The sequence below is a fragment of the Kitasatospora sp. NPDC092286 genome (genome assembly GCF_044755565.1).
Taxonomy (GTDB): Bacteria; Actinomycetota; Actinomycetes; order Streptomycetales; family Streptomycetaceae; genus Kitasatospora.
In genome coordinates this window covers 262,746-276,422 of the sequence record NZ_JBIVRD010000001.1, presented here as the reverse complement: position 1 = coordinate 276,422, position 13,677 = coordinate 262,746, and the positions used below count along the sequence as shown (strand labels likewise).

Genomic DNA, 13,677 nt, shown 5'->3' with positions numbered 1-13,677 from the left:
CCGACCGATCCGATCCGATCCGACGACGAATCATGGGCATTGAGATGGTCTCCACCGACAAGCAGGCCGCGACGGCGCAGGACGATTCGGCCGCCGCGCGGCCGTCCGGCGCGGCCAAGCGCCAGATCCCGTCCTTCCTGGTCATCGGGGTTCTGAGCACGCTCTTCTACCTCGGGCTGTACGTCGTCGCGCGGCAGTTCGTCAACCCGCAGGCGGCCAACCTGATCGCCCTGGCGGTGAGCGCGGTCGCCAACACCGCGGCCAACCGCCGGTTCACCTTCGGGATCACCGGGTCCGAGGGGGCGCTGCGGCACCAGCTCCAGGGCGCGGTCGCGTTCCTGATCGGGCTGGGCCTGAGCAGCGGTGTGCTGGCCCTGCTGGACGTCGCCGCGCCGCACGCCTCGAAGGTGGTGGAGGTCGGCGGCCTCGTCGTGGCGAACGGCCTGGCGACCGTGGTGCGCTTCCTGCTGATGAAGGTCTGGGTCTTCAAGGACTGACCGTCCGGCCCGCCGATACCGCGAGCGCCCGGTGGCGATCCCCTCCAGGGAATCGCCACCGGGCGCTCTTCGCGTATCCGGGGGTCAGCGAGCCGGAGCCCTCCGCATCAGGCCGAGACGGTCGGCGGCCGGACCGGCTGCGGCTCCTGGCCCGCCGGGGCGGCCGGCTCCGGCGTGTTCGACGACTCCGGTGAACCACCGTCCCGGCGCCGGTCCTTGAGCCTGCGCACCGGCCCGGGCGTCCAGTCCTTGAGCTTCATCGCGGGCGCCTCGATCAGGTGCCAGGAGAGCGCGGCCAGCACGACCGTCCCGGCCAGCGCGCAGGCGAGGAAGACCAGCTTGCCGTGCTTGGCGTAGCCGAGCATCGCGAGGGCCTGCTCGACGGTGAAGCCGTAGATGTAGATGCCGTACGAGTAGTCCCGCTTGCGGCCGATCTTCTGGAACAGGCGCGGCAGCCTGATCGCGAGCCAGAAGAGCAGGTAGGCGAAGGCCGGGTAGCCGATCACGAAGACCCCGCCCCAGCACAGGGTGGCCGCGAAGGCCAGCGCCGACAGCAGCGCCAGGCCGTCGTGCACCGGGACACGTTCGCGGTAGAGCTGGAAGGTGGCGCCGAGCAGGAAGACGAAGCCCAGATGGACGATGAAGTGGATGCTCATCGAGCCGAGGAACGGGACGTTCATCCCGGAGCCCATGTCGCCGGGGATGCCCCGCCAGTCGGGCGCGTCGATCCAGTCGTTGAGGATCAGGATCCAGAGCCCGACCATGGCCAGCGGCACGAAGCGGCGGGCCCGCAGCAGGACCCCGCCGGCCGCCAGCAGCCCGACGACTATGTAGCAGAGGATCTCGTACTTGAGCGACCACAGGGCGCCGTTGACGCTGCCGTCGAAGTTGGTGCCGCGCCGCACGCCCTCCGCGATCACGCCCGAGACGTCCCAGCCGCCGGTCAGTGAGGTGTTCCAGGTGCCGGCCAGGTAGGTCTTCGGGCCGTTGGGGTGGCTCCAGAAGCCTTCCAGGGTGTGGTGCTGCCAGCGGTACAGCAGCGGGATGATGACCAGGGTGGAGATCAGCAGCGAGCCCCAGAGGCCGGGCAGGATCCGCAGCGCCCGGTGCCAGCTGTAGCGGCCGATGGTGGAACGTCGGCCGCTGCCCGTGATCATGAACCCGGAGAGCACGAAGAAGCCGATCACGGCCATCTTCCCGAGGTCGGTCTGCTCGCCGCTGAACTTCCACAGCGGGTCCAGATGCCCCCACGCGAGCGGGTAGACGTGCGAGACCACGACGGAGGTGGCCAGCAGCAGACGCAGCAGGCCGAAGCTGTTGGCACGGCCGGAGAACAGCTCGGCCAGTGTGCCCCGGGAGTGGAACAGACTGCGGGGTCTCATGGGTTCCTCAAGGACTGGGTCGGGGCTGGCCCGAGGGGAGAGGCACTGCGGCGTGGCGGCCGGAGCGCGGGGGAGACCGTACGGTCCCGGCCGGGTGCCTACGGGGCGGGCGTGGCGGCCTGGGCCTGCCAGAGCTCCGAGACGGCCTGGCGCAGGGTGCGCCGGGGGGTCCAGCCGAGCCGCTCACGGGCGACGGTGATGTCGAGCCGCTGCCACTCGGTCTCCGGGCCGGTGCCGGCCGGCGCGGGCACCTCGGTGATCTCGGTGGGCACCCCGCTCTCCTCGATCAGCAGCTCGACGAGCAGCCGGGCGGAGGCGGCGGAGCCGGTGCCGATGTTGACCACCGGCGGGGCCGAGCGGTCGGTGGCGGCCAGGATCACGGCGTCGAGGGTGTCGGTGAGGTCGACGAAGTCGCGCTGCGCGGTGAGCGGCTGAAGCGAGAGCTGAGCGGTCTCGCCGGCCCGCCGGGCGGCGTCCAGCTTGGCGGCCATCACGCCGAGCAGGCTGTGGCCGGGCTGGCCGGCGCCGACCACGTTGCCGAGCCGCAGCACCACGGCGTCGATCCGGCCGGCCTCGACGGCGCGGACCACGGCCTCGGTGGCGGCGAGCTTGAGCCTGCCGTACTCCATCACCGGGGCGGCCTGGTCGCTCTCCCGCTGGCTGACCCCGATCGGCGCCATGCCGTACTCGTGCACGGTGCCGAGGTGGACCAGCCGGGCGGGGGCGGCCATCGCCGAGACGGCCTCGATCAGCCGGTCGACCAGGACCACGTTGGCCTGGTACATCTGCTCGTCGGTCAGGCCCCACATGCCGCCGGCCGCGTTGACCACCGTGTCGATCCGCTCCCGGTCGAGCAGCTCGGTGAGGTCGGCCGCGGCGTCGGAGGAGAGGTCGAAGGCGACGAACCGGCCGGGGGCCGGGTCGGCGGGGGCCTTGCGGGCGAGGCTGATGACCTCGGCGCCGTGCTCCAGGAGCCGGGCGCCGAGCACCCGGCCGATGAAGCCGGTGCCGCCGAGGACGGCCACCCGGGCCGGGGCCGTGTGCGGTGCGGTCATTGCGGGGGACTCCAGGGGTGGGGAGGGTCAGCGAGGCCGGCTGGCCGTGCTGGTGGCGTTGCGCAGCAGGGTCTTCGCGCCGTCCCACTGACCGGCGCGCATCGCACCGGGGACCAGGGTGAGGGCGTGGATCCGGGCCGACAGGTGCATCCGGGACGCCTTCGCGGCCTTCGGCCAGCCGTGCGCGTCGAGGCGGTCGGCGGCGTCCAGGAAGTACCGCCGGGCCTCGGTGAAGCGGGTGCCGCTGAAGGCGGACTTGGAGGAGATGCTGACGGTGTGCCGGCGGTACTGGAACACCCGGACGTCGTCGACGACCATCTGCTCGCCGGCCTGCAGCAGGTCGATGACCAGGGCGAGGTCCTGGATGATCTCCAGGTTGTCGCGGAAGCCGGTGGTCCTCACGGCCTCGGTGCGCCAGCAGATCGACGGGAAGTACAGCCAGTTGCCCTTGAGCAGGCTGACCGCGAGGTCCTCGCCGCCCATCAGGACGCGGCCCTGCTGCCGGGGTGCGTAGATCCGCCGCTTGGCCTCGTCGGCGAGCGAGCTGCTCGGCTTCCCGCTGCCGTCGATGACCTCGACGCCGGGCTGGATCATCGCGACGCCGGGGTACTGGGCCAGGATCGACCGGACGGTGGCGACGTACTCGGGCAGCATGATGTCGTCGGTGCCCATGAACACCAGGTACTCGTGCTCGGCCATGCCCAGGCACTTGCGGTAGTTGCCGGTGACGCCGAGGTTCCGCTCGTTGCGGAAGTAGCGCACCCGCGGGTCGCCGAGCTCCGCGAACCACTCCGGGACGCCCGGCTCCCGGCCGTCGTCCACGACGGTCAGCCGCCAGTCCGGGTCGCTCTGGGCCAGCACGCTGCGGACCGCGGCCTGCATCAGCGCGACGTCTCCGTAGTACGGAAGCAGGATTTCCAGAGTGGTCATGGTGGGGCACATCCGCTGGTCGGAGTCGGGGCCGGAGGCAGGGCGAAGACCCCGCGGCGGGCCCATCATACTGAGCCCGCGGACGGCCCTCGCCGGGGCCGGACGCCGATGCCCGAGCCGGCGCCGGAGGGCGCGGACCCGGGCATCGGATCGGTTCAGCGGGTGCGCAGGCTCTCGGTGAACGCCCGGCACTTCTCGTAGTCCGGGAGCAGACCGGTGGCGAGCGCCTCGGCCAGCGAGGGGGCGGCGGCGTCCCGGGCGGACAGCTGCGGGGCGTCGGTGGGCCACTCGATCCCGAGGTCCGGGTCGAGCGGGTGCACCGCGTGCTCGCCGGTCGGGTTGTAGGTCTCCGAGCAGACGTACGACAGCGTGGCGTCGTCGCTCAGCGCGCAGAAACCGTGGCCCAGGCCCTCGGAGAGGTAGACGGACTTGCGGTCCACGTCGTCCAGCCGGACGAACTCCCAGCGGCCGAAGGTGGGGGAGCCGACCCGCAGGTCCACGATCACGTCGAGCACGGCGCCGCGGACGCAGCTGACGTACTTGGCCTGGCCGGGCGGGACGTCGGCGAAGTGGATACCGCGCACCACGTCCTTGGCGGACACCGACAGGTTGCCCTGGGCGAGCCGCAGCGGGTGGCCGACGGCCTCCTCCAGGCGGTCGAAGCGGTACCACTCCATGAACAGGCCGCGGGGGTCGCCGTGCTGCTGCGGGGTGACCTCGACGGCGCCGGCGATGGACAGCTCGCGGAACCTCACTGGTCGCCCTCCTCGTCGAGCAGGGCGATCAGGTAGTCGCCGTAGCCGCTCTTGCACAGCGGCTCGGCCAGCTCGCGCAGCCGCGCGGAGTCGATCAGGCCGGCCCGCCAGGCCGCCTCCTCGATGCAGCCGATCTTGAAGCCCTGGCGCTCCTCGATGACCCGGACGAACTCGGAGGCCTGGACCATCGAGACGAACGTGCCGGTGTCGAGCCAGGCGGTACCGCGGTCGAGGATGGTGACGTGCAGTTCGCCGGTCTTGAGGTACTCCTCGTTGACGGCGGTGATCTCCAGCTCGCCGCGGGCGCTCGGCTTCAGGCCGGCCGCGATCTCGACCACGCGGTTGTCGTAGAAGTAGAGGCCGGGCACCGCGTAGCGGGACTTCGGCTGGGTCGGCTTCTCCTCGATGGAGATGACCTGGCCGCTCTCGTCGAACTCCACCACGCCGTACGCGGTCGGGTCGGCCACCGGGTAGGCGAAGACCATGCCGCCGGTCGGGGCGGTGCGCTGCGCGAGCCGGGTGCCGAGGCCGCTGCCGTGGAAGATGTTGTCGCCCAGGATCAGCGCGACGGGCTCCTCGCCGATGAAGTCGGCGCCGAGCACGAAGGCCTGCGCGATGCCCTCGGGCTTCTCCTGGGCGGCGTACTCCAGCTTGAGCCCGAACTGGGAGCCGTCGCCGAGCAGGCGCTGGAACTGCTCCTGGTCCTGCGGGGTGGTAATGATCAGGATCTCGCTGATACCGGCCATGACCAGGGTCGACAGCGGGTAGTAGATCATCGGTTTGTCGAAGACCGGCAGAAGCTGCTTCGAGACTGCTCGGGTCAGCGGCCACAGTCGTGACCCGGTGCCGCCCGCCAAGAGGATTCCACGCATGCCCCGCAGCTTATGTGAGTGGCCGGGCCCCCCGCTGGCCCGGGGCGATGGCCCCGGGGCGCACCGGTAGACTGCCCGCACTATGCGCATCCTCGTCACCGGCGGCGCCGGCTTCATCGGTTCAGAGTTCGTCCGGCAGCTGCTCGGCGCCGACGCAACGGATCAGATCACCGTCTTCGACAAGCTCACCTACTCGGGCGTCGAGGCCAACCTGGCGCCTGTCGCCGGTCACAGCGGCTACTCCTTCGTCCGCGGTGACATCTGCGACGTGGACGCCGTCGACCAGGTGATGCCCGGGCACGACGTGGTCGTGCACTTCGCGGCCGAGTCGCACGTCGACCGGTCGATCGAGGGCGCGGGCCCGTTCGTGGTCACCAACGTCCTGGGCACCCAGGTGCTGCTGGACTCTGCCCGCAAGCACGGTGTCGCCCGCTTCGTGCACGTCTCCACCGACGAGGTGTACGGCTCGATCTCCGAGGGCTCGTGGACCGAGGAGTGGCCGCTGGCCCCCAACTCCCCGTACTCCGCCTCCAAGGCCGGGTCGGACCTGCTGGCGCTGGCCTACCACCGCACCCACGGCATGGACGTGGTGGTCACCCGCTGCTCCAACAACTACGGGCACTACCAGTTCCCGGAGAAGGTCATCCCGCTGTTCACCACGAACCTGCTGGACGGCCGGAAGGTGCCGCTGTACGGCACCGGCGGCAACATCCGCGACTGGCTGCACGTCTCCGACCACTGCCGCGGCATCGAGCTGGCCATGCGCAAGGGCCGGGCCGGCGAGGTCTACAACATCGGCGGCGGTACCGAGATCACCAACAAGGAGCTGACCGGCCTGCTGCTGGAGGCCGCCGGCGCCGACTGGTCCATGGTCGAGCCGGTCGCCGACCGCAAGGGCCACGACCTGCGCTACTCGCTGGACATCACCAAGATCGGCGAGGAGCTCGGCTACGCCCCGCAGGTCCGTTTCGAGGACGGCCTCGCCGCCACCATCGCCTGGTACCGCGAGAACCGCGCCTGGTGGGAGCCGCTGAAGGCCAAGGCCACGCTGCGATGACGAACCCGGTGGCCAAGCTGCTGGGGGCGCTGCCCCCGGGGGTGCGGCTCGTGGCGGGGGGCACCGTGGTCCTCGGTGTCTCCTCGTACATCTTCCTGGCACTCGCCGGGCACAGCCTGGACACCACCCAGGTCGCCGGGGTCTCGATGCTCTGGACCCTGGTGATGTCCGTCGGGTACGGGCTGTTCTCGCCGGTCGAGCTGGAGCTGACCCGCCTGGTCGCCGCCCGCGACGTGGCCGGCCAGGGACCGGGGCCGGCCATCCGGCGGGTGCTGCTGGCCACCGCCGTGGTGCTGGTCGTGGTGCTGGCCGCGGTCGCGGCCGCCGCCCGGCCGATCGCGGACCGCTTCTTCTCCGGCGACCTCGGTCTGGTGGCCGGCATGGCAGGCGCGCTGGTCGGCCTGGCGGTCAGCTCGGTGGCCCGCGGGGCGCTGGCCGGACTCGGCAGGTTCGGCGCCTACGGCCTGCAGCTCGGCGTCGACGGCGGGCTGCGGATCGGGCTGGCCGCGCTGATCCCGCTGTTCGGCGCCCATTCGGCCCTGGCGTTCAGCCTGATCCTGGTGGTGGCGCCGCTCGCCGCCTCGGCGATCGGGATGCGTTCGGTCCTCGCCGACCGGCGCGGCGGTCCCGCCCCGGTCTGGCGCGACGTCGTCACCGGCCTCGGCCTGCTGACCGGCTCGACGCTGCTGGCGCAGCTCATGGTCAACGCCGCGGTGGTGAGCGTCGGCGTGCTCTCGCCGTCCTCCAAGGCGCTGATCGCCGCCCTGCTGAACGCGGTGGTCCTGGCCCGGGTGCCGCTCTTCGCCTACGCCGCGATCCAGGCCTCGCTGGTCTCGTCGCTCTCGGGCGCCGCGGCGGCCGGCAACCACGCGGAGTTCCGCAAGGTGCTGCTGCGCACCGGCGGCATCGTGGTCCTGATGTGCACGGCCGCCGGGCTGCCGACGGTGATCCTCGGCCCCTGGGCGATCCGGCTCTTCTTCAAGGCACAGGACGTGCTGGGCTCGGTCGACTTCCTCTGGCTGTCGCTCGGCACCCTCTGCTACATGCTCGCCACCGTGTTCGGCCAGGCGCTGCTGTCGCTCGGCCGCCACCAGCGGCAGCTGCTCGCCTGGCTGACCGGCTCGCTGGTCCTGGCGGCCGTCACCCTGGTGCCCGGCGACATCGCCACCCGCGTCGAACTGGCCTACCTGGCTGGTGCGGGTGTGAGCGCGGCTGCCATGCTATGGGCGCTGGCCCGTTCCCTGGCCGCCCCGGCCGGTGCCGTGGCGGAGCCGAAGGAACCGCTGGCGGCGCGTCACACGTCGGAGGTGTGACGCTTCGTCCTCGGGCCTAGCACAACTGGCGGCGGCGGCCCGTTCACGCCACGCCTTTAATATGTGATTACCCTTGGCCACGCCACTGCCGCTGAAAGGCGCTTCCAGTCGTGCATCTCACCGTCATCACTTCGATCACCGGCGTGCTGGTGCTCGTCTACATCCTGGAGCTGCTGCGCCGACAGCAACTCCGGGAGAAGTACGCGGCAATCTGGCTCGCGATCGGCGTCGTCGTGGCGCCGCTCGGATTCTTCCCCACGATTCTGGACTCAACCGCGCGCCGGCTCGGAATCGCGTCCGGCGTGAGCCTGGTCCTCTTCGCGGGCTTCGTGCTGGTCCTGCTGGTCTCCCTGCACCTCAGCTGGGAGGCGTCCCGGCTGGAAGCGGAGACCAGGACCCTGGCCGAGGACGTCGCCATGATGCGGGCCCACCTGGCCGAGCACCACGGCTACCCGATCGCGCGCAGCAACAACGACGGCAGCAAGTCGACCGACCCCGGGGTGACCGCATGATCGACGGCAAGCGGGTACTGATCATCCTCCCCGCGTGGAACGAGGCGGAGGGGCTGCCCAAGATCCTCCGCGAAATCCAGGAGAAGCTCCCCGGAGTGGACACCCTGGTGGTGGACGACGGCTCGGTGGACAACACCGCGGCCGTCGCCGCCGGGGCCGGCTCCCGGGTCGCGCAGCTGCCGTACAACCTCGGCGTCGGCGGCGCCATGCGGTTCGGCTACCGCTACGCGCACCTGCACGACTACGACGTGGCCATCCAGTGCGACGCCGACGGCCAGCACGACCCCGCGTACGTGCCGGACCTGCTGGCGAAGCTCCAGGAGGCGGACCTGGTCATCGGCGCCCGCTTCGCCGGTCAGGGCAGCTACAAGGTGCGCGGCCCGCGCAGCTGGGCGATGAAGCTGCTGTCGGTGGTGCTCTCGCGGATCACCGGCACCCGCCTCACCGACACCACCTCGGGCTTCAAGGCCTGCAACAAGCCGATGATCGAGTTCTTCTCGCAGTGGTACCCGGTCGAGTACCTGGGCGACACCATCGAGAGCATGGTCGGCGCCGCCCGCTGCGGCTTCGTCATCCGGCAGGTCCCGGTGGCGATGCGCGAGCGGACCACCGGCACGCCCAGCGCCTCCCCGATCAAGGCGACGATCTACCTGGCCCGCGCCGGCCTGGTGCTGCTGCTCGCGATGATCCGCCGGATGCCCAAGCACCTGAAGTCCATCCAGCCCGCCACCCGTGCCGCCGCCCCGCAGCGGGCGCTGGCCGGCCGGAGCTGATCCACAGTGAGCGACCGCCCCGGGGGCGTACCTGATGAGCGATCCGGTGCGCGCCGGGGCGTCTTGCTAGCGTGTCGTCCGTGGGCGTTCCGTTCGGGTACGACGGGCAGCCCTGTGACGAAGGGGCGCCCCGCCGGCGCCCGCTGACCTCGCTCGCACCGGCGAGCCGGCCCGACCTGCGGCAGTCTGCCGCTTCACGGAAGCGAATTGACATGACGGATTTGGCCCCGGACGTCGTCGGTGGCCCCGCCGCGGCACCACAAGAAGTGAAGACCACGGCGTCGTCCGGTGAGTTGGCGGCCGCCCGGTCGGGCGGCCGCTCCCGGTGGACCGAGAAGCGTTGGTTCCTCCCGCTGGCGGAGGTCGTGGTCAGTGTGGTCGCGGGCGTCGGGTTCATGGCGCTCTGCCAGCACATCAGCGTCAACCCGATCACCCGGGTCGGCCAGGTCAGCGGCCTCGCCAAGATCCAGCAGTACGCGGCCATGCTCGGCATCCCGGTGCTCGCGGTGCTGCTCTTCCTCGCCTACCGCGGCACCCTGCGCCACTACCAGATCGCCCAGCGGCTGGTCTGTGCGGCGCTCGCGGGCCTGAGCACCGGCGTGGTGGCCGGCGGCATCGCCGTCGCGCTGCACGGCACCCCGTGGGGTCTGGGCGGCCAGGAGGGCGACCCGGGCAACCTCATGGGCATGGCCAACGACATGATGCGCGGCAAGGGCCTCCCAGGCGTCTATCCGCCGCTGTTCCCGGCCCTGCTGGCCGTCTGGGCCAAGCTCTTCCACAACGGCATCCCCGGCGTGGGCCACGCGCTGAAGGACCTCCAACTGCTGCTCAGCGCGCTGGTCGGACCGATGGCCTACCTCTCCTGGCGGATGCTGCTGCGTCCGTTCTGGGCCATGGCCATCGCGGTCCCGGCGTCGATCGTCTTCCTCGACCCGATCCGGCCGTACAGCCACGGCTCGATGCTGGTGCTGCTGCCGCTGCTGGCCGCCTGCTTCCGGGAGATCCGCCGGGCCGACGAGCTGTCCACCCGCTCGGCGGTGCTGCGCGGGCTCGGCTTCGGCGCCGCGTTCGGCGTGATGTTCCTCTGGTACTCCGGCTGGTACCTCTGGGCGGCGCCCGGCTCGTTCATCCTGGGCCTGATGCTGTTCCCGTGGCGCCGTGGCCGCGCCGCGATCAAGCGTGCGGTGATCTTCCTCGGGGCCATGTTCGTCACCGCAGCGGTGATCGGCGCGCCCCTGCTGTACCAGCTGGCCCGCCTCGGCGCGTCCACCATGGACCGCTACGCGTACATCAACACCTACATCGACCCGGCGTACGTCCTGGGCTGGGCCTCGGACCGCTCCGGCGGGCTCACCTACCACAACTGGCCCGAGTCCGGTGAGCTGGCCGGCCAGACCGGCTTCGCGGTGCTGCTGCTGCTCGGCGTCGGGATCGGCGTGGGCCTGGGACTGCGCAACATCGCGGTCAGGACCGCCGGCTTCGTGCTGGCGGGTGCCTGGCTGCTGCGCTTCTGGTTCGCCTCGCACATGGAGCACAACCAGGCCGTCCAGCTCTACCCGCGCACCACCTGGATCATCTTCTACTGCCTGATCATCCTGGCCGTCCTGGGTGTGATGCTGACCTACCAGCGCGTCTTCGGCTGGGTCCGCGGCACCCTGGAGGAGCTGAGCCCGGCCAAGGCCGCCCGGATCTCGCCGCGCGCCCTGGCCCAGCTCGCCGCCGGTCTGATCTGTGCGGTCGCCCTGTTCGCGACGATGGGCGGCTCGTGGTCGGCCAACCGCTTCATGCCGTCCACCAACCCCGGCGTCGAGGACATGGGTCTGGACGCCTGGCGGGCGCACATCCAGCAACTCGACAACGGTCAGTGCCCGAAGTACTCGCCGTACAAGGGCAAGCAGGCGTGCAACCCGATCAACATGGAGCTGTCCGAGTACACCTTCGGCCCGGACGAGAAGAAGCTCTGGTGTGCCAACAGCGGCGCGGACTACACCGTCGTCTGCGGCCGCCCGCCGAAGGGCTGACCGCGGAGGACCGTCCGTCGATCGGGGCCGGTGGGGGAGACCCTCACCGGCCCCGATTGGCTTTCCGCTTGCTCCGTGTGGCAGTATGTCCAAGTTGCTCGGTTGAGTGCCGATGCTGCGCGCCTCCCGCCGGGAGGACTGGAAGCGAGTCCCATGTACTCGTCGTTCCCGTGATGGCCGTTCATGTGTTCACGTGAAGTGTGTGGACGCAGTGGTGTGAAGTCGACACCGCGGCAGCTGCGGGGCGGACGTACGGGAATCTTCCGGGAAGCGTGGGCAGGGCCTCGACCCGGCGCCTGGTGGGTGCAAGACCTCACCGATCCAGTGGGAAATCCGCAGGAGGGGAACCTCGTGTCGGATTTTTTGCAAGCGGGAGTGCGACACGCCCGACCGCGTGGGTCGGAGGTAACCACCCACAGGCACCACCGGACACAGTCCACCTGGATGAATCCGGCCGTAGAAGCAATAGACGACACAAAGGACTACTGAGTAGCCATGGCGGGACAGAAGATCCGCATCCGGCTCAAGGCCTACGACCACGAGGTGATTGACTCCTCGGCGAAGAAGATCGTCGAGACCGTCATTCGCACTGGTGCGCAGGTCGCGGGCCCGGTGCCGCTGCCCACTGAGAAGAACGTGTACTGCGTCATCCGCTCGCCGCACAAGTACAAGGACTCGCGCGAGCACTTCGAGATGCGTACTCACAAGCGTCTGATCGACATCCTCGACCCCACGCCGAAGACGGTTGACTCGCTCATGCGTCTCGACCTGCCGGCTGGTGTCGACATCGAGATCAAGCTCTGAGAGGCGCACCGAAGATGGCTAAGCAGATTAAGGGCATCCTGGGCGAGAAGCTCGGCATGACCCAGGTCTGGGACGAGAACAACCGGATCGTTCCGGTGACCGTCGTCAAGGCTGGGCCCAATGTCGTGACCCAGGTCCACACCGCTGACAGTCCGGCCGGCTACGACGCCGTCCAGATCGGCTTCGGCGAGATCGACCCCCGCAAGGTGAACAAGCCCCTCGCGGGCCACTTCGCCAAGGCCGGTGTCACCCCGCGCCGCCACCTGGTCGAGCTGCGTACCTCGGACGCGTCCGAGTACACGCTGGGCCAGGAGATCACCGCGGAGCTGTTCGAGGCGGGTGTCAAGGTCGACGTGACCGGCACCTCCAAGGGCAAGGGCTTCGCCGGTGTCATGAAGCGCCACAACTTCCGGGGCCTCGGCGCCGGTCACGGTGTGCAGCGCAAGCACCGCTCGCCCGGCTCGATCGGTGGCTGCGCCACCCCGGGTCGTGTGTTCAAGGGCGTACGGATGGCCGGCCGGATGGGCCACGAGCGCGTGACCACCCAGAACCTGACCATCCATGCCGTTGACGCGGAGAAGGGGCTGCTCCTGATCAAGGGCGCAATCCCGGGCCCGAACGGCGGCCTCGTCCTCGTCCGCACTGCGGCGAAGGGGCTGTGAGGATATGAGCACCATTGACATCCTGTCGCCCTCGGGCGACAAGACCGGCAGCCTCGAGCTGCCGGCCGAGATCTTCGACGCGAAGGTCAGCGTTCCGCTGATGCACCAGGTCGTCGTGGCGCAGCTCGCTGCGGCCCGTCAGGGCACCCACAAGACCAAGACTCGTGGCGAGGTCCGCGGCGGCGGCAAGAAGCCGTACCGCCAGAAGGGCACCGGCCGCGCCCGTCAGGGCTCGACCCGTGCGCCGCAGTTCGCCGGCGGTGGCGTTGTGCACGGTCCCGTGCCGCGCGACTACTCGCAGCGGACCCCGAAGAAGATGATCGCCGCCGCTCTGCGCGGTGCGCTCACCGACCGGGCCCGTCACGAGCGGATTCACGTCATCACCGGCGTGACCGCGACCGAGGCGCCGTCGACCAAGGCCGCCAAGGGTCTGTTCGGCAAGATCACCGAGCGCAAGAACGTCCTTCTGGTCGTCGAGCGCGCGGACGAGCTGGGCCTCAAGTCCGCTCGCAACCTGCCGAACGTGCACATCCTGGACGCCGGTCAGCTGAACACCTACGACGTGCTCGTCTCCGACGATGTGGTCTTCACCCAGGCCGCCTTCGAGCGTTTCGTGGCCGGTCCGGCCGCGTCCGCCAAGGCCGTTGCCGCTGAGGGCGAGCTCGAAGGGAGCGCCGCCTGATGAGCGACGTTACGAGCAAGACGTTCACGGACCCCCGTGACGTCCTGGTGAAGCCGGTCATCTCCGAGAAGAGCTACAGCCTTCTCGACGAGAACAAGTACACGTTCATCGTGTCGCCGGGCGCCAACAAGACCCAGATCAAGCAGGCCGTCGAGGCGGTCTTCTCGGTCAAGGTCGAGGCTGTCAACACGATCAACCGTCAGGGCAAGCGCAAGCGCTCCAAGACGGGCTTTGGCAAGCGCAAGGACACCAAGCGCGCCATCGTGACGCTGGCCGAGGGCAACCGCATCGACATCTTCGGTGGTCCGGTCTCCTGAAAAGGGGATCGTGATCGTCGATAAGGACGAGGACGAGAGAGCCAA

General features: G+C 70.1%; 15 protein-coding genes. 10 read left to right on the top strand and 5 right to left on the bottom strand.

The window, feature by feature from the left end:
• The first annotated feature begins 32 nt into the window (after positions 1–32).
• On the top strand, positions 33–497 hold the full coding sequence (locus tag ACIQIB_RS01365; RefSeq protein ID WP_363605822.1) for a GtrA family protein: 465 nt from the start codon (positions 33–35) through the stop codon (positions 495–497).
• A 107-nt stretch (positions 498–604) separates the two neighbouring features.
• Here ACIQIB_RS01365 and ACIQIB_RS01360 read toward each other — a convergent pair whose 3' ends face one another.
• From ACIQIB_RS01360 to rfbA, 5 genes are all read right to left on the bottom strand, one after another.
• Entirely contained in the window at positions 605–1,879 is a 1,275-nt protein-coding gene (locus ACIQIB_RS01360; protein ID WP_400756164.1) for an acyltransferase family protein, read from the bottom strand.
• 98 nt (positions 1,880–1,977) lie between these two features.
• A complete protein-coding gene (locus ACIQIB_RS01355; protein WP_400756163.1) occupies positions 1,978–2,934 on the bottom strand; it encodes an NAD-dependent epimerase/dehydratase family protein in 957 nt (318 codons plus the stop codon).
• A 27-nt stretch (positions 2,935–2,961) separates the two neighbouring features.
• Complete coding sequence (locus ACIQIB_RS01350; protein ID WP_363605816.1) at positions 2,962–3,864, bottom strand: glycosyltransferase; 903 nt, start codon at positions 3,862–3,864, stop codon at positions 2,962–2,964.
• Between the two features lie 155 nt (positions 3,865–4,019).
• Positions 4,020–4,619 (bottom strand): dTDP-4-dehydrorhamnose 3,5-epimerase family protein, encoded by a 600-nt coding sequence (locus tag ACIQIB_RS01345; protein ID WP_400654535.1) that lies wholly within the window; start codon positions 4,617–4,619, stop codon positions 4,020–4,022.
• Positions 4,616–5,491, bottom strand: a complete 876-nt coding sequence (gene rfbA / locus ACIQIB_RS01340) for a glucose-1-phosphate thymidylyltransferase RfbA (protein WP_400654537.1) — start codon at positions 5,489–5,491, stop codon at positions 4,616–4,618. Before rfbA ends, ACIQIB_RS01345 begins: the two co-directional genes overlap by 4 nt.
• 82 nt (positions 5,492–5,573) lie before the next feature.
• Between rfbA and rfbB the strand changes: the two genes are divergently transcribed.
• The 9 genes from rfbB (at position 5,574) to rplW (ending at position 13,632) form a co-directional block, all read left to right on the top strand.
• A complete protein-coding gene (gene rfbB / locus ACIQIB_RS01335; protein ID WP_363605812.1) occupies positions 5,574–6,548 on the top strand; it encodes a dTDP-glucose 4,6-dehydratase in 975 nt (324 codons plus the stop codon).
• Entirely contained in the window at positions 6,545–7,861 is a 1,317-nt protein-coding gene (locus ACIQIB_RS01330) for a hypothetical protein (RefSeq protein WP_400654540.1), read from the top strand. The genes rfbB and ACIQIB_RS01330 overlap by 4 nt, the downstream gene beginning before the upstream one ends.
• A 110-nt stretch (positions 7,862–7,971) precedes the next feature.
• A complete protein-coding gene (locus ACIQIB_RS01325; RefSeq protein ID WP_400654542.1) occupies positions 7,972–8,373 on the top strand; it encodes a DUF2304 family protein in 402 nt (133 codons plus the stop codon).
• Positions 8,370–9,146, top strand: a complete 777-nt coding sequence (locus ACIQIB_RS01320; RefSeq protein ID WP_400756162.1) for a glycosyltransferase family 2 protein — start codon at positions 8,370–8,372, stop codon at positions 9,144–9,146. Before ACIQIB_RS01325 ends, ACIQIB_RS01320 begins: the two co-directional genes overlap by 4 nt.
• A 212-nt stretch (positions 9,147–9,358) precedes the next feature.
• Complete coding sequence (locus ACIQIB_RS01315; protein ID WP_400756160.1) at positions 9,359–11,167, top strand: hypothetical protein; 1,809 nt, start codon at positions 9,359–9,361, stop codon at positions 11,165–11,167.
• Positions 11,168–11,662: 495 nt separating this feature from the next.
• On the top strand, positions 11,663–11,971 hold the full coding sequence (gene rpsJ, locus ACIQIB_RS01310) for a 30S ribosomal protein S10 (protein WP_012785157.1): 309 nt from the start codon (positions 11,663–11,665) through the stop codon (positions 11,969–11,971).
• Positions 11,972–11,985: 14 nt separating this feature from the next.
• Positions 11,986–12,633 (top strand): 50S ribosomal protein L3, encoded by a 648-nt coding sequence (gene rplC / locus ACIQIB_RS01305; protein ID WP_360184161.1) that lies wholly within the window; start codon positions 11,986–11,988, stop codon positions 12,631–12,633.
• A gap of 4 nt (positions 12,634–12,637) precedes the next feature.
• A complete protein-coding gene (gene rplD / locus ACIQIB_RS01300; RefSeq protein WP_363605504.1) occupies positions 12,638–13,315 on the top strand; it encodes a 50S ribosomal protein L4 in 678 nt (225 codons plus the stop codon).
• Positions 13,315–13,632 carry a 50S ribosomal protein L23 gene (rplW, locus tag ACIQIB_RS01295; protein ID WP_030280768.1) on the top strand — a complete coding sequence of 106 codons (318 nt, stop codon included), beginning with the start codon at positions 13,315–13,317 and terminating at the stop codon, positions 13,630–13,632. Before rplD ends, rplW begins: the two co-directional genes overlap by 1 nt.
• The last annotated feature ends 45 nt before the right edge of the window (positions 13,633–13,677 follow it).

What these genes read in the sequence shown, in the direction of transcription:
- rfbA (WP_400654537.1), bottom strand. Translation starts at nt 5,491, where the DNA reads ATGCGTGGAATCCTCTTGGCGGGCGGCACCGGGTCACGACTGTGGCCG.
- ACIQIB_RS01350 (WP_363605816.1), bottom strand. Translation starts at nt 3,864, where the DNA reads ATGACCACTCTGGAAATCCTGCTTCCGTACTACGGAGACGTCGCGCTG.
- rpsJ (WP_012785157.1), top strand. Translation starts at nt 11,663, where the DNA reads ATGGCGGGACAGAAGATCCGCATCCGGCTCAAGGCCTACGACCACGAG.
- rplC (WP_360184161.1), top strand. Translation starts at nt 11,986, where the DNA reads ATGGCTAAGCAGATTAAGGGCATCCTGGGCGAGAAGCTCGGCATGACC.
- ACIQIB_RS01365 (WP_363605822.1), top strand. Translation starts at nt 33, where the DNA reads ATGGGCATTGAGATGGTCTCCACCGACAAGCAGGCCGCGACGGCGCAG.
- rfbB (WP_363605812.1), top strand. Translation starts at nt 5,574, where the DNA reads ATGCGCATCCTCGTCACCGGCGGCGCCGGCTTCATCGGTTCAGAGTTC.
- ACIQIB_RS01360 (WP_400756164.1), bottom strand. Translation starts at nt 1,879, where the DNA reads ATGAGACCCCGCAGTCTGTTCCACTCCCGGGGCACACTGGCCGAGCTG.
- ACIQIB_RS01330 (WP_400654540.1), top strand. Translation starts at nt 6,545, where the DNA reads ATGACGAACCCGGTGGCCAAGCTGCTGGGGGCGCTGCCCCCGGGGGTG.
- ACIQIB_RS01320 (WP_400756162.1), top strand. Translation starts at nt 8,370, where the DNA reads ATGATCGACGGCAAGCGGGTACTGATCATCCTCCCCGCGTGGAACGAG.
- ACIQIB_RS01355 (WP_400756163.1), bottom strand. Translation starts at nt 2,934, where the DNA reads ATGACCGCACCGCACACGGCCCCGGCCCGGGTGGCCGTCCTCGGCGGC.
- ACIQIB_RS01315 (WP_400756160.1), top strand. Translation starts at nt 9,359, where the DNA reads ATGACGGATTTGGCCCCGGACGTCGTCGGTGGCCCCGCCGCGGCACCA.
- rplW (WP_030280768.1), top strand. Translation starts at nt 13,315, where the DNA reads ATGAGCGACGTTACGAGCAAGACGTTCACGGACCCCCGTGACGTCCTG.
- rplD (WP_363605504.1), top strand. Translation starts at nt 12,638, where the DNA reads ATGAGCACCATTGACATCCTGTCGCCCTCGGGCGACAAGACCGGCAGC.